General features: G+C 68.2%; 15 protein-coding genes. 6 read left to right on the top strand and 9 right to left on the bottom strand.

Features of this window, described 5'->3' with window-relative positions; translation table 11 throughout:
- The 3 genes from AC1D0A_RS12395 to AC1D0A_RS12405 are packed head-to-tail and all read left to right on the top strand — an operon-like array spanning position 1 to position 3,543.
- The gene (locus AC1D0A_RS12395) at positions 1–456 is read left to right on the top strand and encodes a MaoC family dehydratase (protein ID WP_090952699.1); all 456 of its coding nucleotides are present in this window, start codon (positions 1–3) and stop codon (positions 454–456) included.
- 45 nt (positions 457–501) lie between these two features.
- On the top strand, positions 502–1,881 hold the full coding sequence (locus tag AC1D0A_RS12400) for an MFS transporter (protein ID WP_243180585.1): 1,380 nt from the start codon (positions 502–504) through the stop codon (positions 1,879–1,881).
- Positions 1,882–1,923: 42 nt separating this feature from the next.
- Entirely contained in the window at positions 1,924–3,543 is a 1,620-nt protein-coding gene (locus AC1D0A_RS12405) for an acyl-CoA synthetase (protein ID WP_476945937.1), read from the top strand.
- 107 nt (positions 3,544–3,650) lie between these two features.
- Here AC1D0A_RS12405 and AC1D0A_RS12410 read toward each other — a convergent pair whose 3' ends face one another.
- From AC1D0A_RS12410 to AC1D0A_RS12420, 3 genes are all read right to left on the bottom strand, one after another.
- The gene (locus tag AC1D0A_RS12410) at positions 3,651–4,133 is read right to left on the bottom strand and encodes a DUF3237 domain-containing protein (RefSeq protein WP_476945938.1); all 483 of its coding nucleotides are present in this window, start codon (positions 4,131–4,133) and stop codon (positions 3,651–3,653) included.
- Positions 4,130–5,887: a CocE/NonD family hydrolase gene (locus AC1D0A_RS12415; RefSeq protein ID WP_476945939.1), complete on the bottom strand. Its 1,758-nt coding sequence runs from the start codon at positions 5,885–5,887 to the stop codon at positions 4,130–4,132. The genes AC1D0A_RS12410 and AC1D0A_RS12415 overlap by 4 nt, the downstream gene beginning before the upstream one ends.
- Before the next feature lie 128 nt (positions 5,888–6,015).
- Positions 6,016–7,389: an MFS transporter gene (locus AC1D0A_RS12420; protein ID WP_476945940.1), complete on the bottom strand. Its 1,374-nt coding sequence runs from the start codon at positions 7,387–7,389 to the stop codon at positions 6,016–6,018.
- Between the two features lie 201 nt (positions 7,390–7,590).
- On the opposite strand from AC1D0A_RS12420, the gene AC1D0A_RS12425 reads away from it, so the two are divergent.
- Entirely contained in the window at positions 7,591–8,517 is a 927-nt protein-coding gene (locus AC1D0A_RS12425; protein WP_476945941.1) for a PaaX family transcriptional regulator, read from the top strand.
- A 37-nt stretch (positions 8,518–8,554) separates the two neighbouring features.
- Here the strand turns inward: AC1D0A_RS12425 and AC1D0A_RS12430 are convergent, their stop codons facing one another.
- The 4 genes from AC1D0A_RS12430 to AC1D0A_RS12445 all read right to left on the bottom strand — a co-directional run bounded on the left by AC1D0A_RS12430 (position 8,555) and on the right by AC1D0A_RS12445 (position 11,349).
- Positions 8,555–9,178: a LysE family transporter gene (locus AC1D0A_RS12430; protein WP_028275416.1), complete on the bottom strand. Its 624-nt coding sequence runs from the start codon at positions 9,176–9,178 to the stop codon at positions 8,555–8,557.
- Between the two features lie 49 nt (positions 9,179–9,227).
- Entirely contained in the window at positions 9,228–9,779 is a 552-nt protein-coding gene (locus AC1D0A_RS12435; protein ID WP_079550735.1) for a dihydrofolate reductase family protein, read from the bottom strand.
- Positions 9,780–9,951: 172 nt separating this feature from the next.
- Positions 9,952–10,404, bottom strand: a complete 453-nt coding sequence (locus AC1D0A_RS12440) for a hypothetical protein (RefSeq protein WP_476945942.1) — start codon at positions 10,402–10,404, stop codon at positions 9,952–9,954.
- 129 nt (positions 10,405–10,533) lie between these two features.
- Positions 10,534–11,349 (bottom strand): methyltransferase domain-containing protein, encoded by an 816-nt coding sequence (locus AC1D0A_RS12445; protein WP_243180592.1) that lies wholly within the window; start codon positions 11,347–11,349, stop codon positions 10,534–10,536.
- Between the two features lie 142 nt (positions 11,350–11,491).
- Between AC1D0A_RS12445 and AC1D0A_RS12450 the strand changes: the two genes are divergently transcribed.
- Positions 11,492–12,856 (top strand): APC family permease, encoded by a 1,365-nt coding sequence (locus AC1D0A_RS12450; RefSeq protein ID WP_476945943.1) that lies wholly within the window; start codon positions 11,492–11,494, stop codon positions 12,854–12,856.
- Between the two features lie 15 nt (positions 12,857–12,871).
- On the opposite strand, the gene AC1D0A_RS12455 is transcribed toward AC1D0A_RS12450, so the two are convergent.
- Entirely contained in the window at positions 12,872–13,432 is a 561-nt protein-coding gene (locus tag AC1D0A_RS12455; RefSeq protein WP_243180594.1) for a MarR family winged helix-turn-helix transcriptional regulator, read from the bottom strand.
- Positions 13,433–13,658: 226 nt separating this feature from the next.
- On the opposite strand from AC1D0A_RS12455, the gene AC1D0A_RS12460 reads away from it, so the two are divergent.
- Positions 13,659–15,893 carry an MMPL family transporter gene (locus AC1D0A_RS12460; protein ID WP_476945944.1) on the top strand — a complete coding sequence of 745 codons (2,235 nt, stop codon included), beginning with the start codon at positions 13,659–13,661 and terminating at the stop codon, positions 15,891–15,893.
- Positions 15,894–15,918: 25 nt separating this feature from the next.
- Here AC1D0A_RS12460 and AC1D0A_RS12465 read toward each other — a convergent pair whose 3' ends face one another.
- Positions 15,919–16,881: an NAD-dependent epimerase/dehydratase family protein gene (locus AC1D0A_RS12465; RefSeq protein WP_476945945.1), complete on the bottom strand. Its 963-nt coding sequence runs from the start codon at positions 16,879–16,881 to the stop codon at positions 15,919–15,921.
- Positions 16,882–16,963 lie beyond the last annotated feature (82 nt).

The following is a 16,963-nucleotide window of genomic DNA, read 5'->3' on the forward strand; positions in this document are numbered from 1 at the left end:
ATGCCCAACCTCGTCGTCGACTTCGACAAACTCCTCACCCTCGCCGGCACCGACCTCGGCGCCACCGACTACCGCGAAATCACCCAGGAACAAATCAACAAATTCGCCGACGCCACGGGCGACGACCAGTGGATCCACGTGGACCCGGAACGCGCCAAGGACGGCCCCTTCGGAGCCCCGATCGCCCACGGCTTCCTCACCCTCTCGCTCATCATCCCGTTCTGGGGCGAGCTGTTCGACGTCGACGGCGTCACCACCAAGGTCAACTACGGCCTCGACAAGGTCCGCTTCACCTCCCCCGTCAAGGTGGGTTCACGCATCCGCATGCGGGCCACCATCGCGGAAGTCACCGAGGTCAAGGGCGGCGCCCAGATCAAGGTCGCCAACACGATCGAGATCGAAGGTCAGGAACGCCCGGCCGTCGTGGCCGAGTTCCTCGCCCGCTTCTACAAGTAAACCGCCACACCCCTTCAGCATCCCCCTCTGCCATAAGGAACAACGATGTCCCAAATTTCGCAGTTGCAGGCCATGGACGCGGGTACGCGTCGCCGTGAAGCACGGACCGTCATCGCCTCCAGCTATCTCGGCAGCACCATCGAGTATTACGACTTCCTGCTCTATGCCACGGCCGCCGCGGTGGTCTTTCCCAAGGTGTTCTTCTCCGGCGCGGATGAATGGGTGGGGGTGGTGGCCGCGTACGGGACGTTCGCCGCCGGCTACGTGGCGCGGCCCCTCGGCGGCATCATCTTCGGCCACTTCGGCGACCGGCTGGGACGCAAGAACATGCTGATTGTCTCGATGCTGGTCATGGGCATCGCCTCCACCCTGATCGGACTGGTGCCCGGGGCCGCGGTAGCCGGAGCCTGGGGTGCCGTGATGCTCGTCATCCTTCGGGTCTGCCAGGGCATCGCCGTCGGAGGGGAGTGGGGCGGCGCCGCCCTCATGGCGCTGGAGCATTCGGAATCGGGCAAGCGCGGCTTCGCGGCCTCGTTCGTCAACGCCGGCGCCCCCACCGGCGCGGTGCTGGGCACCCTGGTCATGGGCGCGTTCGCGGCCCTGCCCAACGAACAGTTCCTGGCCTGGGGCTGGCGCGTGCCGTTCCTGCTGTCCTTCGTCCTGCTGGGCATCGGCATGTTCGTCCGGCTCAAGGTCTCCGAAAGCCCCATCTTCAAGGCGGCACTGGAACAAGAGAAAGCCGAACGGGAACATGCCGAACGGGACAACACCCAGCCGACGGTGCCGGGCAGCGCGTCGGCGCGCCGGGAGATTCCGCTCCTGCAGGTCCTGCGCCGGCCCAAGACTCTGATCTTCACCATGCTGGCCGGCGCGGCCGGGTTTGCCCTCCAGGTGGTGCTGGCCACGTTCTCCGTGACCTACGCCGTGTCCAAGGGCGCGGACCGGCAGGGCGTGCTCTACGCCTTCGCGGCCGCCTCCTTCGTGTCCATCGCCTTCGTGATCATGGGCGGCCGGCTCTCCGACAAGCTGGGCCGGCGGCCCGTCATGGTCGGCGGCCTGGTGCTCTTCATCCTTTACCTCACCCCGATGTTCCAGCTCCTGTCCTCTAACAACATCGGGCTGATCTTCGTGGCCTTCGCCGTGGGCCTCATGATCCATTCCACGCTGTTCGGCCCGCTCGCAGCGTTCGTGTCCGAGCAGTTCGGCACCACCTCGCGCTACACCGGCGCCTCGCTGGGCTACCAGCTCGCCACGCTCCTCGGCGCGGGATTCACGCCGGGCATCGTGGCGCAGATCTTCAAGGACTCCGGACAGGACACCGCCGCCGTGGTCTGGTACCTGGCCATCATGTCCGTCGTGTCGATCGTCTTCATCCTGCTGACGCGAGAGCCCAAGAACAACGATCTGCAGGCTGTCCGGTCCTAACCCGGCCCGCTGGCGCTACCGTCTAACTAGAAAGGATTTTCCGTGGAGAATTTTGGCATCGGCTCGTGGCTGCAACGGCGCCGCCCGAAGTCGGGCACCAAGACCGCAATCATCGCCGGGGAACGCAGTCTCAGCTACATCGAGCTCGCGGACCGTTCCGCCCGGCTCGCGAACGCCTTCCGGGACCGCGGCGTAGTCAAGGGCGACAGGGTGGCCTACCTGGGCGAAAACGATCCCTCCTTCCTGGAGACCCTCTTCGCCGCCGGCCTGGCCGGGGCGGTCTTCGTCCCGCTGAACACCCGGCTTGCCCCGCCCGAGATCCAGTTCCAACTCCGGGACAGCGGCGCTGTCCTGCTGGTCCACTCGGCGGCGCTCGCGGTGCTTGCGGAACGCGGCTCGGCGGAGACCGCTGTGGGTTCGCGGATCGTCGTCGACGAGTCGACAGTGCCAGCCAAAACAGTTCCCGATTCAACGCTGCCCGATTCAACGGTTCCCGACGGCGGGGCCGACGGCGGTGCTGGCCGGGGAACCGCCGTGGAGGCGTATGAGGCCGTCATGGCGTCCGGTGCGGCGCTGGCGCCGGACGAGCCCGTGGGCCTGGACGACGCCGCCATGATCCTCTACACCTCCGGAACCACCGGAAACCCCAAAGGCGCGCTCCTGACCCACGGCAACATCACGTGGAACTGCGTCAACGTTCTGGTCGATTTCGACTTTGCCTCCACCGACGTGGCCCTCATGATCTCCCCGATGTTCCACGTCGCCTCCCTGGACATGGGCGTCCTGCCCACGCTCCTCAAAGGCGGCACCGTGATATTGGAGGCCAAGTTCGATCCCCGCCGGACGCTCGAGCTGATCCAGCAGCACCACGCAACCACCATCAGCGGGGTGCCCACGACGTACCAGATGCTGTGCGAGCACCCGGACTGGGACGCCACGGACCTCAGTTCGCTGAACAAACTGACCTGCGGCGGGTCCGCGGTGCCGATGCGGGTCCTGGAAGCCTACGAACGGCGGGGGCTGCGCTTCTCCAACGGCTACGGCATGACCGAGACGGCCCCGGGCGCCACCACGCTGCCGGCGGCGAGGTCCCGGGACAAGGCCGGGTCCTCCGGACTGCCGCATTTCTTCACCGATGTCCGGGTGGCCGATCCCCTCGACCCGGCGTCCGGGCCCGCTGCGCCCGCAACGGTGGGGGAGATCCAGATCAAGGGTCCCAACGTCATCCACCAGTACTGGAACCGGCCCGGGGCCTCCGCGGACTCCTACACAGCGGACGGCTGGTTCAAGTCCGGCGACATGGGCTACAAGGACCCGGACGGATTCGTGTTCATCTCGGACCGGCTCAAGGACATGATCATCTCCGGCGGGGAGAACATCTACCCGGCCGAGGTGGAGCAGGCGATCGCCGAGCTCGACGCCGTCGGAAGCGTCGCGGTGATCGGCGTGCCGGACGAGAAATGGGGCGAGGTGCCGCGGGCCGTGGTGCTGCTGCGGGAGGGCGCCCGGCTCACGGAAGAACAGCTGCGCTCCCACCTGGAGGGCCGGCTGGCGAGGTACAAGATCCCCAAGTCCGTCGTCTTCGTGGACGAGATGCCCCGGACAGCGAGCGGCAAGATCCGGAAGGCGGACCTTCGGAAGCTGGCGCCCGGCCCCGTCTGACAGGGGAGCGGGGACGCTTTTGGCACGAGCGTAGGAAGCACACGGAAAGGCCGGGGCTGCGGTGAAGCAGCCCCGGTCCTGCCTGTGCCCGGCCTGCCGGGCGGCCGCTAATCGACCGTGAAGATCCTGATGACCACCCGGCCGGGCCGCCGTTCGCCCGTCCCGAGCATGAGGCGGGTGTTCAGCCAGTCCAGGGCGGGGGAGGCAGTGGTGAGCCGTGGCCAGCAGCGGAAGTAGATCTTTGAAGGGTCGACGGCGGAGCCGGAGTTCAACAGCTCGATGTCCCGGGCCGAGCCGTGCCGGAGAGCGGTGTTGTGCACGAAGATCCGCCCGCCGTCGTCGGTTTCCAGGACGTACCGGGCGTCCAGCTCCGTCAGCGTGGCGCTCCGGAGGAGCTGGTAGTCCGCGCCGCCCGGGAGGACCCGCCCGTTCAGGACCGGCCCGCTGACCGTTCCGCCGGTGATCGGGATGACGCGCCGGTGGCCTTCCGGTGTTGGCCCGACGTCGATCGGCTCGGCGACGGTGACGGAGAGTTCCGCAAGGAAGGTCAGCCCGGGTGCTTCCGGGGCTGCAGGCGAGGGCGCGCTCACAGGATTCCAGCCGTCAGCCGGCTGGGGTGGCCCTCGCCGAACAGGATGGACTGCCGGGCAACGAGTGTCTCGGCGGAGTCATAGGCCAGCTTGCCCGTGTTGAGGTTCCGGTCCCAGCGCGGGTGGCAGCTGGAGGTGACCTGGACGCGGAGCCGCTCGCCGGGGGCAAAGGTGCAGGCCGTCTGCCAGAGACTGACCGTGTATTCGTACGGCCGGCCGGGTTCGATCGGGGAGGGCTCGTGGCCGGCCTCCCACAGCCCTGTGCCCGCATGGCTGTCCCGCCAGGACGCGCGGACTATGCCGTCGGCAATGCCCAGGGATGTTCCATCTGGGGTGACCCGGCAGAGCCGCACCACGAAGTCTGTGTCCACAGCGGTGGAGGCCGCGAAGAACGTAGCGCTGACCTCGCCGAACAGGGTGACCGGCTCCTCGAACGCCTCTGCCGTAAAGGTCAGGACGTCGGCGCGGGCTTCCACGGCATGCTGCGCGGCCGGGCCCGCGGGGTACGCCCCGTGGATCATGGTGGCGCCTCCCGCGGCGGGAACCGGGTCCAGGGGGTCGTAGTCGTAGCCGACGGAACCGCCGGATCCCGGCGTGTCCCGCAGCGTCCCGTCCACGCCGAGGAACCAGGCGCGGTGGCTGCCCGGCGAAGGCAGCTCCTCAAAACCGCGCCACTGGTTTTCGCCCATGAAGTACAGCAGGACCGGCGGCACCTGCCCCAACCGCTCCGGCTCGCCCTTGAGGACGGAATCGAACCAGGCCGTCTGGAGCCCGGAAAGATCCCCCAGGCCGTTCATCATGCCCCCGGCAGCGTTCACCCCGAAGTGCACGTCGGGGTAGCCGGCGGAGAAGTTCGTGTGGGTCCAGGGGCCGACGATAAGCCGGGGCGCGGGCGCGGCCCCCGTTTTGCTGTGTTCGAGCTGCATCGCGTACTGGGAGAGGGTGCTGGGGCAGAAGATATCGAACCAGCCGCCGATGTGCAGCGTCGGCAACGGCACCGGCTTGCTGGATGCTTCGTCCCACAGGCGCGTGAAGCTGTTGCCCGGCGACTCCCCGGCCGAGGGGAGGACATGGCGGTTCATGAATGTGCCAAGCTGTGCCGAGAGATCCCGCAGCGGCAAGGTGTCGAAGGCGCTGCCGTCGGAAAATGAGCGGTCCAGATCCAGCCACGCCTGGAATTCCTTGCCCTGCCGTTCCGGGTCGTCGGCAAATTCGCGGAGGAGCTCGCTGGCAGAGACAGAGGCATGGCCCCAGCTCAGCCGGCTGCCGAGCTCGTAGGCCCCGCCGCGGTAGAGGGAACCGTTGTTTGCGTTGGCTCCGGCGGAAATGCCGGGGGAGAGGGCAGCGAGCCCCTTCGGGGCAAGGGACGCCGCCCGCCACTGGCTCTCCGCGAAGTACGACCGGCCCCACATCCCCACGGCACCATTGGAGTACGGCAGCAGTGCGGCCCACTCGACGGTCGCGGCGCCGTCGGACGCTTCATTGGCGGACGGGTCGAAAACCCCGTCGGAGCCGAAGCGCCCGCGGCAGTCCTGCATGATGACCACGTAGCCCGCCGCCGCGACGGTTACGGGGTTGAAGTAGGCGGAGTTGACGGAGAGGTCACGGCCGTAGGGCGTCCTGGTCAGCAGCACCGGGCACGGTTCCCCGTCCGCCGGGCGGTACACCGTGGATCGCAGGATGGTGCCATCCGGCATCCGGGTTTCGATGTCTTGTTCAATCAGCACAGGCTTTAGCGCGGGGCTCGGTGTCACGGAAGGTTTCCTCACTGGCGTGTTCAGGGCGTGTGGTTCGTTCGAGGGCTGCGGGTTGTTCACGACGGGAGGGGAACGGCCGAGAATCACCCGGCCGCCCCCCTCCGCTTTTGTCCTGGGATCAGGATTTAAGCGTTCGCGGGTTCCCTGGTCCCCAGCGCCTCGGTGGGGACGTTGTAGGTTTCCTTGACCCAGATTGCGGTGACGGCTGCCGAGGCAAGGCAGCAGGCCGCGGTGAAGACGGCCACGGGAATCCACCCGGTGGGGCCGGGCTGGACGATGGCCGCGGCGATGGCCGGCGCGAAGCCGGTGACGACGAGGCCCAGCTGCGAGGCCGTGGCGGCGCCGGAGTAGCGGATCTTCGTGGGGAACATCTCGGCCGTCATGGCCGGGCCCAGCGGGTTGACCATCCCGTAGCCCACGGTCATGAACAGGATGCCGCTGGCGAAGATCAGCGGTATGGACGCGGTGCTGATGGACCAGAAGTAGGCGAAGGCGGCCGCGGCGCAAATGATGTTGCCGGTGATGAAGACCGGCTTGCGGCCGATCCGGTCCGCGAGGATGCCGGCGTAGGGCTGGGCGATGATGCCCAGGGCGGCCGTGGCGATGGTGACCCCGAGCATGGCGGCGGACGGGATCCCGAATTTTCCGGTTGCGTAGGCCAGCCCGAAGGCCGCGAAGACCGACGACACCACGCTCCAGAGCCCAAAGAAGATGACTTTGACGATAGTGCGCCAGTGGTCGCGGAGAACCACCTTGATGGGCAGTTCCATCTCGCTTTCCGCTTCCTTCGCGGCTTCGAACACCTCGGATTCGGGCAACCGGAGACGGATCCAGAGCCCGACGGCGACCACCAGGATGCTGGCGAGGAACGGCAGCCGCCATCCCCAGCTGAGCAGGTCCTCCTGCGGCAGGAGAGACACAGCCAGGAAGGCCAGGGAGGCGAGCATGATCCCGGCCACGGCGCCGGTGTTGACCCAGCTGCTGTAGAAGGCCCGCCTATTGCTGGGCGCATGTTCCATGGTCATGGTGACGGCGCCGACGGATTCGCCGGCCGCGGAGGCGCCCTGAAGTGCGCGCAGGACGACCAGGAGGACCGGGGCGGCCGCGCCGATGGCGGAGGCCGGCGGCAGGCAGCCGATGAGGAAGGTGGCCACGCCCATCACCACGAGCGTCAGGACCAGCATCTGGCGCCGTCCCATGCGGTCGCCAAAATGGCCGATCACGCTGGCCGCGAGGGGGCGGATGACGTAGCCGATGCCGATGGTGGCCATGGACAGGATGGTGCCGAGAGCGGGATCGATGCCGGGGAAAAAGATCTTGTTGAAAATCAGGGCGGATGCCGAACCGTAGATGAAGAAGTCGTAGTACTCCAGGGTGCTGCCGATGAAGCTGGCGGTGGCGGCGCGGCGGGCATGTTTGGTTCCCTCGGCGGAAACGGGGCGGGCCTGGTCCGCGGGCGGCGTCAACGGCGTCGGCGGAACGATGGGACCAGCGGTCATTGCGGATCTCCTAGGTGGGCAGGGATATGGCGCGGGAAAGGTGGGGCTGGGGAAGATCTTGGGCTCGCATGCTGAGCAGGGCGGGCGGGGTCGGCTGTGGCCTCCATCACTCTGGTGCAATAGTATGCACTTGAATTGGCGTCCGTCAATCTAAGTGCAAAATAAAATGGCGGCGGATGTGACTGGCATGATGGAGGCGTGATGAGCGAGCGGCCGGCCTCCCTGCCCGGCATGGACCCGGACCTGGCCATCGACTTTCCGCGGCCTTTGAAGGGGCCGTCCACCCAGCACCAGCTGCTCACCCTGCTGGTTGACTACTGGTTCAAGAGCGAGGCATGGCTGCCGTCCCGGCTCATCGCCGCCCTGGCCGCGGGCCTGGGAATCACGGCCTCCGCGTCGGCGACGGCGTTGAGCCGCCTGGCGTCCCGGGGCGTACTCGAACAGTCCAGTGCAGGGCGAACGTCGCGCTACCGGATCACCCCGGGCGCGCGCAACCGGCTCCGCCACGGCCTCGAGCAGGTCTCCGACTTCGGCGAACAGTCCCGCCAATGGGACGGCCACTGGACCGTCATCGCGTTTTCGATTCCGGAGACGTCGCGGGATGTCCGCGAAATGTTCCGCTCACGCCTGCGTTGGCGCGGATTCGCGCCGCTGTTCGGGGCGCTGTGGGTCTCTCCGCGCGACCACGCCGAGGAACTCGAAGAAACCTGCAAGGGCTACGGCGTGGACGACTACGTCATCTTCCGCACCGCTGAATCGAGCCTCCGCGGCAAGCGGCTCGTCGAGGCCTGGTCACCGCAGGAGTTCAGGGAACAATACCGGCCGTTTACCGAAAAATTCACGCCCTGGGCCGAACGCCTCGACGCCGGAACGGTCAGCCCGGCGGAGGCCTTCAGGGCCAGGACCGAGCTGATGGACGCCTGGCGGGCGTTCCCGTGGAGCGACCCTGATCTTCCCGCCGAGCTCCTGCCGGAAGCCTGGCCGCGGACCGAGGCCAGGGAACTCCTTGTCCGCCTCTACGACGGGCTCGCGGACGCTGCCACTGCCTACGTCGAGGAAATCGTGGCCCGGGAAGCTCCCGAACTGGCGGGAACGGCGCAGGCGTTGTCGGTGGCGCCCGGGCTCTGACCTGCCGCCGGTGCCGGGACGCCGGCGGCCGCGGTGCCTAGTGGATTGCGGCCAGGAGGACGCCGACGCCGACGAAGAGCCCGCCGAACGTCCGGTTCAGGACCTTTTGTCCGCGGGCGTCGCGGGTGAAACGCTGGAAGGACCGGGCCGCAGCCGCGAAGAAGAACCACATGACCAGGACGTCGATCACGATCACGGTGGCGGCCAGGACCACGTACTGCGGCAGCAGCGGCTGCTCCGGCCGGATGAACTGCGGCATGAAGGCCAGGAAGAAGACCACGGCTTTGGGGTTGAGCAGATTGACCCAGAGGCCACGGCGGAACATGGACAGGCCCGGCTCGTTGCGCAGGGCCGCGGCCTTCTCCTGGTCCAGGTCCGGCTTGTGCAGGAACTGCCGGATGCCCAGGTAGACCAGGTATGCGGCGCCGGCGTAGCGGATCACGTTGAACGCAACCGGTGAGCTCGCCACGAGCACCCCGACGCCGAGCGCCACGATCAGGATGTGCACCACGAGGGCGGCCTGCTGGCCCAGGATGCCCCAAAGGGACCGGCGGAATCCCGAGTTCAGGGAGTTGCTCATGGTGTTGATGGCGCCCGCGCCGGGAGTGAAGCTGATCAGGACGCCGGCGCCGGCCAGGGCCAGCCAAAGGGAGGGTTGCACCAGGTAAGTTTACGGTCCCGGCCGTGGCGGGTCCGATTGATGACGGGAGTCAGTCGCGGCGGAGGCCGTAGCTGAGAATCATGTTGCCTTTGCTGGTCTGCTGGGACGACTGCAGCTCCAGCCGGGTGAGGGCATCGCCGTCGTTGAACAGCCGCCGCCCGCTGCCGGCGATCACGGGATGGACGATCAGCATCAAGGTGTCGAGCAGCCCGGCGAACAGTAACTGGTGGACCAGCGAAATGCTGCTGAAGATCCCGATTTCGCCGCCGTCGCTGTTCTTCAGGGCCGCGACGAAGTCTTCCAACGGGCCCTCGATCAGGCGTGAATTTTGCCATTCCAGTTCGCCTGTCAGGGTCCGGGACGCGACAAATTTCGGCAGCGGATTGATGAATCCGGCAAAGTCCGCGTCGCTTTCGGCGTTGGGCCAGTATTCTGCCCATTGCTGGTAGCCCACGCGGCCGAGGAGCGCAGTGTCGATCCGGCCCATCATCTCGCCCATCCCGGCGCCGAGCTCCTCGTCGAAGCTGTCGAATTGCCACTTGAACGGGTCTTCAACCACGCCGTCCACAGAGCAGAAAAGGCCGGCCGTCAATTTGCGCATGGGTTTCTCCTTGCCGTGGGTCTCCAGTGCAGATATCTAATGCACCCTATCCGCAGACCCGGAAGCAGGGAATGGCTGCCGGCAACTCGACGGTGAACGCCCCGGAGGCCGGCCGTGCCGCCAGGATCGCGGGCCTTGGGCGTGCAAGGGCGCACCCAAGACCCGCTAAGGGTTAGCCGTTGGACGTGTAGCCATCCGTGGCGGTGTCCCCGGGGCCGCCATGGCCGCCGCCGGGGCCGCCCTGGCCTTCCTGGGTTGCGGTCACCGTGAAGTTCGCATCCAGCAGGACAGTGGCGCGCGTGCCGTCCGCCTTCGTGATGTGGGCTTCGTAGGTGGCGCCGTCGGCGTCGGTCTCCATCCGCTCGATCGTCACATCCGGCTGGGCGGCCTTTACCGCCGCCTCGACCTTCGTGGCGGTGTCGCCGGTGAGGACCTCCTCCGTCTTTCCGTTGGCCTGGTGCGGGCCGCGCTGGCCCCCGGTGCCGTAGCCGTCGGTGGCCCGGGTCGAGGACGAGCTGCCGGTGGAATCGGCAGCCATCGCGGGGATGGCCGATGCGCCGATGGCGCCGCCGCCGATCACCGCAGCGAGCATGATGCCCGCGGTGGTCTTGTTGATCTTTGCCATGGTGAAACTCCTTTGCTGGGGCCCGGGCTTCCGGGCCGGCCGAGGATTCGGCCTGTACCCAGCCTCAGGCGCGGAGTTATGGCTGCACTTTCGGCGGGCTGTGCCGGTGCTGTGACCGCTGGCCGCCGCTCACGCCCGGGCGATGACCTCGCCGTTGGGAATCAGGAACCAGCCGTCGTCGGTGGAGCCCCACCGGTGCCAGCCCGCGGAAATCCGGGCCAGGTCCGCCTCGCTGGCCAGGCCGTACTCGAGCGCCTGGTCGGCAAAGGACGAATGCAGCACCCGCTCGCCCCACACCCGGGCCTGCCACCGCCGCTCATGCCCAGTGGCGTAGAGCCAGTTGCTGCTGGACGGCGCCACATCCGTGAAGCCGGCGGCCTGCGCCCAGGACACGAGCCGGCGGCCGGCGTCGGGCTCGGCGCCATTGCGACGGGCGATTCGCTGGTAGAGCTCCATCCAGTCGTCGAGCTCGGGGATGGCCGGGTACCAGCTCATGCCGTGGAAGTCGGCGTCGCGCACCGCCACAATCCCGCCTGCCTTGGCCGCCCGGCGCATCTCCCGCAGCGCCGCGACCGGGTCCGTGAGGTGCTGGAGGACCTGATGGGCGTGGACGACGTCGAAGGATTCGTCCGGGAAGTCGAGGTCGTAGATGTTGCCGGCGGCAAAGCCGACATTGTCCACGCCGCGCTCGACGGCGAGGGCCGCGGCCTGGGCGATGATGTCGGGGGAGCGGTCCAAGCCTGTGACCCTGCCCGGCGCCACCAGCTCCGCGAAGTCGCAGGTGATGCTGCCAGGCCCACAGCCGACGTCGAGGACGGAGGTCCCGGGCATCAGATGCGGGAGCACGAACGCTGCCGAGTTTTCCGCCGTGCGGGAGGCATGGGCACGGACCACCGACTCGTGGTGGCCGTGCGTGTACACATCGTCAGGCTGCTGCGCACTCATAATGGAACGCTACCCTCCCTCGCCCGGAAAAGGGTGGACCCCCGACTGCGGGTCAGCAGGCGCGCGGCGGCAGGCAGTTTTTTGCGGGTGGCCGTCAGTTTTGCCGCTTCCGGCGCCGGTGATTCTACGGATGAATGGAGGGGTGAAAGTCAACAGAAAAAATGACGGCAGCGGCAGCGGCGCCGGCAACGGACTGGGCCTGTTCCGGGCCACCGGAATCTATGTCGGCGCGATCCTGGGCTCGGGTGTCCTGGTGCTTCCCGCCATCGCAGCCAAGGAGGCCGGCCCGGCGTCGCTCCTGGCCTGGGCCGTCCTGCTGGTGTTCTGCGTTCCCGTTGCCTTCAGCTTCGCCGAAATGAGCCGCCAGCAGCCCGACGCCGGCGGGATCGCCCACTTCGTCAAGCGTGCCTTTGGTCGCCGCGCCTCGGTGGTGGCCGGGTACCTCTTCTACTTTTCGATCCCCTTCGGCGCCTCGGCTACGGCCGTGATCGGCGGCAACTACATCGCCCACGCTGCCGGCGGCGGCCGGGACACCGCAGTCCTCGCGGCGGCGGTGATCCTGCTGGCCGCCTTCGCGAGCAACGCCGTCGGCATCAGGGTTTCCAGCCGCATGCAACTGGCGCTCATGGTGCTGCTGGTGGCACTGCTCGCGCTCGCCGTCGTGCTCGCGGCACCGCACGCCAATGCGGAAAATTTCCAGCCCTTCGCCCCGCACGGCTACTGGGCGGTCGGCGGTGCCGCGAGCCTGCTGTTCTTCTGCTTCGCCGGCTGGGAAGCCGTCTCGCACCTGGCCGGTGAGTTCCGGAACCCCGGGCGCGATCTCCGACGGGCCACGTGGCTCACGCTGATTGTGGTGGGCGCGGTCTACATTGGCGTTGTCGCCGCCTCGGTGGCCGTCCTCGGCCCGGAACTGCCCGCTACTGCGGTGCCCGTCGCGGCGTTGCTGGAGAAAGGGCTGGGCTCATTGGCGGCCCCGCTCACCGCGGTTGCGGCGGCGGTTTTGACGTTCGGCCCCATCAACACCTTCGTGGCCGGGGCCAGCCGGCTCGGGGCTGCTCTGGCGTCCGACGGCGTGCTGCCGCCCGCGCTTGCACGCGGTGCCGGGCGGGGACAGGTACCCGCCGCAAGCCTGGCAACTCTGGCCGTCCTGACCTTGCTGTCCTTCGCTGCCGCCGTCGCCGGACTCACCGACATGCAGTTCCAGATCGGCGCGGCCTCGGCGTGTTTCACGGCCGTCACCGCGTTTGGGCTGGCGGCCGGCATCCGGCTGCTGCAGCCGCGGACCGTTGCCTGGTACGGCGTAATCGTGGCGGCCGGGGTCATGGTGGCCGTCCTGATCTTCAGCGGCTGGGCGCTGGGGGTTCCGCTGGCACTGGCAGCGGCCGCCGTCGGCGTCGGCAGGCGCTTTGGCGGGACCCCAGAACAGGAAACGATGCCGGAAACGGCGCCTTCTGCACTGGCGGAGGCGCTCCCCGGTCGCCGGCCGCAAACCGCCGCCCATCCGTGACGTCCGGGCCGCGATTCAGCCGGGGCGCTGCCCCGGCGCTTGCTCCGGCCCGGGGCCGCGGGCCGCTTCCTCGCCCGCCCGGACAGTGGCATCGATCATGGAGTTCATGAACCGGGTGACGATCTCCAGTTCCTCCGGCGTGAAGTTCGCCATGGCTGCACCCATATGGCGGGCCAGCGGCAGGAACATTGCGCCGCCGTCCCGGTAGGCCTTGGGCGTCATGCGCAGCTGCACCTGGCGGCGGTCAGCGCCCTCGCGCTCACGGACCACGTGGCCGGAACTGTGGAGCCGGTCGATCAGTGCGGTGGTGGCCGGGGAGCTGAGGTTCAGCTCTTTCCTCAGCACCCCTGGAGTGACAATCTGGTCCCGCGCCGCGTGCCGCATGATGACGGCGAGGGCGTTGAGGTCCGTGCGGTGCATGTCATTGCGGCCGCCGGCGGAGTCCACATAGCGGTTGGCTTCGAGGGTGAATTCCTGCAGGAGCCGGACGAGGGGCGGCGGACCGGCGGCTTCGGGCGGGACTGTGTTCCTGGGCGAGGCCGCGTCTTCGGATAGGCCCGGGGATTCGGCTGACACGGCGGACCTCCTTCGTCCCTTGATCCTGCCCCGGCGGTCTGACCGCGGCAGGTCGGCGCTGTCGACGGCGCCTTCGGGAGTCTACTGCAGGGTCTGCGCAGCGGCCTGACGCCGGCTGTCTCTATTCTCCTCCGGTGCCCCGGCCGATGGGTTATCTCTATGATGGAGATAGTCTACTATGGAGTTGATCTCTGCTCCCACTCCGAGGCGCACCCTGGAAGGAAACATGAAAACGACTTCGTCCGCGGCGACCCGTGTCCCGTTCTGGCTGCGCTGGCTGGTCCCCGCAGTGCTCGTCCTGGCCTGGCTGGCCATCGCCGGCGTCGGCGGCCCTACATTCGGCCGCCTGAGCGAGGTGTCATCCAATGACCAGGCATCGTTCCTTCCCGCCGGAGCCGAGGCCACCGAGGCCGCGGACTGGCAGGCCAAGTTCAGGGACTCCAAGGAGATCCCGGCAGTGATCGTGGTTGAGAGTGACTCCGCTTTCACTCCGGCCCAGCTCCGCGAGACCGCGGCCCTCAAGGGCAAGCTGGAGGCCCTGCAGGCCGGGAGCACGGTGATCGGTCCCATCCCCTCCGAGGACGCCAAGGCAGTCCAGTTCGTGGTGCCCATTGCTTCCTCGGCGGAAGTGAAAACGGTGGTCAAAGAACTGCGCAACGAGGTCCGGGCGTCCGCGCCGGCCGGAATGCAGACCTTCGTCACCGGACCGGCCGGGCTCACCGCGGACCTTGTGAGTGCCTTTGCCGGCATTGACGGCATCCTGCTGCTCGTGGCCCTGGGCGCCGTGTTCCTGATCCTGCTGATTGTCTACCGCTCCCTGCTGCTGCCCGTCACGGTGCTGTTCACCTCGGTCTTCGCGCTGTGCGCCGCGATCCTGCTGGTGTTCGGCATGGCCAAGGCCGGTTGGATCCAGTTGAACGGCCAGAGCCAGGGCATTTTGTCCATCCTGGTCATCGGCGCAGCCACCGACTACGCACTGCTGTATGTGGCCCGGTTCCGCGAAGCCCTGACCCACACCACCAACCGGACGGCCGCCGCCGTCACCGCATGGAAGGCGGCTTGGGAACCGATCCTGGCCTCTGGCGCCACCGTAATCATCGCGCTGCTTTGCCTGCTGTTCTCCGACCTCAACTCCAACAAGGCCCTCGGCCCGGTGGCGGCGGCGGGCATCCTCTGCGCGCTCTTCGCCGCCCTGACCCTGCTGCCGGCCCTGATGGCACTGCTGGGCCGGGCCGCGTTCTGGCCGTTCAGGCCCAAGCTGCTCCCGGAAACCGATCGGGAACCGGAACTGGTCACCGGCCTCGAGGGCCAGAAGGGACTCTGGCGGGCCACCGGTTCGCTCGTATCCCGCCGGCCGCGCACGGTCTGGGTCGCCTCGGTGCTGCTGCTCCTGGTAGCCGCTACCGGCGTCCTGCAGCTTAAAGCCAACGGCGTCGCCCAGACCGACGTCATCCTCACCGCCTCCAACGCCGTCGACGGGCAGGATGCCCTGGGCCGGCACTTCGACGCCGGGTCCGGCAGCCCCGCGGTGATCGTGGCCGACGAGGCAAACGCCCAAGAGGTTCTGGCGAAGCTGCAGACCAGCGACGGCGTCGGAGACGCCTATCTGCTGGCCGAAGGCGGCGCCCCGGTCATCACCGGCGCCCCGGGCGCACCGGCTGCCCCCGCAATCAGGGACGGGAAGGTCCTGATCAACGCGACGCTGAACCACGCCGCGGACTCCGCCGAGGCCGAAAACGCCGTGGTGTCGCTCCGCCAGGACCTGAAGAAGATAGACAGCGGCGTGCTGGTCGGCGGTGTGACGGCCACGGCGCTGGATACCAACACCACTGCCCAGCGCGACCTCGTCACCATCATCCCGGTGGTCCTGGGCGTCATCCTGGTCATCCTCATGCTGCTGCTGCGCTCGGTGCTCGCGCCGGTCCTGCTGGTCGCCTCCGTGGTGCTGTCCTATGCCGCGGCGATGGGCGTCTCCGCCTTCGTGTTCAACAATGTCTTCGGCTTCCCGGGCGCGGACGCGACGGTGCCCCTGTTCGGCTTCGTCTTCCTCGTGGCACTGGGCGTCGACTACAACATCTTCCTGATGAGCCGGGTCCGGGAGGAATCCCTCAAGCACGGCACCCGGGCAGGCATCCTGCGCGGCCTCGTAGTGACAGGCGGGGTCATCACCTCTGCCGGGGTGGTCCTGGCGGCCACGTTCGCGGCCCTCGGCGTCATCCCGATCATGTTCCTGGTCCAGCTCGCCTTCATCGTCGCGTTCGGCGTCCTGCTGGACACGGTGCTGGTCCGTTCCCTGCTGGTGCCCGCGCTGGCCTACGACATCGGCCCGCGGCTTTGGTGGCCCGGCAAGCTCGGCCGGCCCGGGAGCGGGGCCGTGGCCGGCGATGGCGCCCGGGCCACGCTGCCCGCCGAAAATCCGAAGGCAGATCCGGCTGAAAACGAGGAGGCCGGGGTCCGCTAGGCGGAACCGAAGACCGCAGCCGCCGTCACTGTCCCTGGTCCCCCCACCAGGCGACGGTGGCGGCGGCTGCCTCGTCCAGCGGGGTCGGTGTCAGCCCCAGGGCAGCCTGGCTCGCCATGGAATCCGTGACGAAGGGGTGCTCGAACTGGTACAGGGTCTCGGCCAGGTCCCGCATATCCGGAGAAAACACTCCCATTGCCCTCACCGCCCACCCGGGAACTCCGGTGACACGCGGTGCCCGGGCGCCGGCCGCCTTGGCGAATGCCCCCGCGATCTCGCGCTGGGTCAGTGCAGGTCCGGTGGGCGCATGCCATACCCGGTTCCACACCTGAGGCCTGTCAGCCGCCGCAATCATGGCGGCCGCGAGGTCCGGAACGTACGTGAAGGAATGCGGCTGGTCCGCCCGCCCGATCACCTGCATTGGCTTGCCGGCCGCGACGGGCCGGACCATGCGCTCGCCGGCGTGCGAGTTGCGGACCCGCGGCCCGAAGAAATCGCCGGCCACCATGCTCACGGTGGCGGTGGGGGAGGCCGCCCGGGCTGCGAGCAGTGCGGTCCGGACTCCGCGCTTGCCGCCCTGCGCCTGCCGGGGGCTGTCCTCGGTCATGATGTTTTCCGGGGTGCTGTAGGAGTACAGGCTTTCCGGGAAGACCACGACGGCGCCCGCTGCGCCCGCCGCGGCGAGCACATTCAGCTCGGCGGCCGGGAGTTCCCTGGCCCACACCTCGGCGTTGTACCGCGAGCCGTGGATGCAGTGAAAAACGGCCGCGGCGCCCTGGAAGGCCTCGCCGAGCCGGGCGGGCTCGGACACGTCGATCGACACTCGTTCCACCAGCGGGTGGGCGGGTCCGCTGCCGGACCTTGTCAGGAGGCGCACCCGGTGTCCCGCCGCTGCCAACTGTTCGGAGACGGTCCAGCCCACCGGCCCGGCCCCTGTGACGACGTGGAGCCGGGACGGTTGGTGCCCGGAGGGTGCAGGTTGGGACACTCCGATCTCCTTTTCAAATAACGAGAGCAGTGCTCTCCCATTCAGGATGCGACGCCGCTGCCGACAAGTCAAGAGCAGTGCT

The sequence above is a fragment of the Arthrobacter sp. P1_D4 genome (assembly GCF_056406115.1).

What these genes read in the sequence shown, in the direction of transcription:
- AC1D0A_RS12395 (WP_090952699.1), top strand. Translation starts at nt 1, where the DNA reads ATGCCCAACCTCGTCGTCGACTTCGACAAACTCCTCACCCTCGCCGGC.
- AC1D0A_RS12400 (WP_243180585.1), top strand. Translation starts at nt 502, where the DNA reads ATGTCCCAAATTTCGCAGTTGCAGGCCATGGACGCGGGTACGCGTCGC.
- AC1D0A_RS12420 (WP_476945940.1), bottom strand. Translation starts at nt 7,389, where the DNA reads ATGACCGCTGGTCCCATCGTTCCGCCGACGCCGTTGACGCCGCCCGCG.
- AC1D0A_RS12425 (WP_476945941.1), top strand. Translation starts at nt 7,591, where the DNA reads ATGAGCGAGCGGCCGGCCTCCCTGCCCGGCATGGACCCGGACCTGGCC.
- AC1D0A_RS12435 (WP_079550735.1), bottom strand. Translation starts at nt 9,779, where the DNA reads ATGCGCAAATTGACGGCCGGCCTTTTCTGCTCTGTGGACGGCGTGGTT.
- AC1D0A_RS12440 (WP_476945942.1), bottom strand. Translation starts at nt 10,404, where the DNA reads ATGGCAAAGATCAACAAGACCACCGCGGGCATCATGCTCGCTGCGGTG.
- AC1D0A_RS12445 (WP_243180592.1), bottom strand. Translation starts at nt 11,349, where the DNA reads ATGAGTGCGCAGCAGCCTGACGATGTGTACACGCACGGCCACCACGAG.
- AC1D0A_RS12460 (WP_476945944.1), top strand. Translation starts at nt 13,659, where the DNA reads ATGAAAACGACTTCGTCCGCGGCGACCCGTGTCCCGTTCTGGCTGCGC.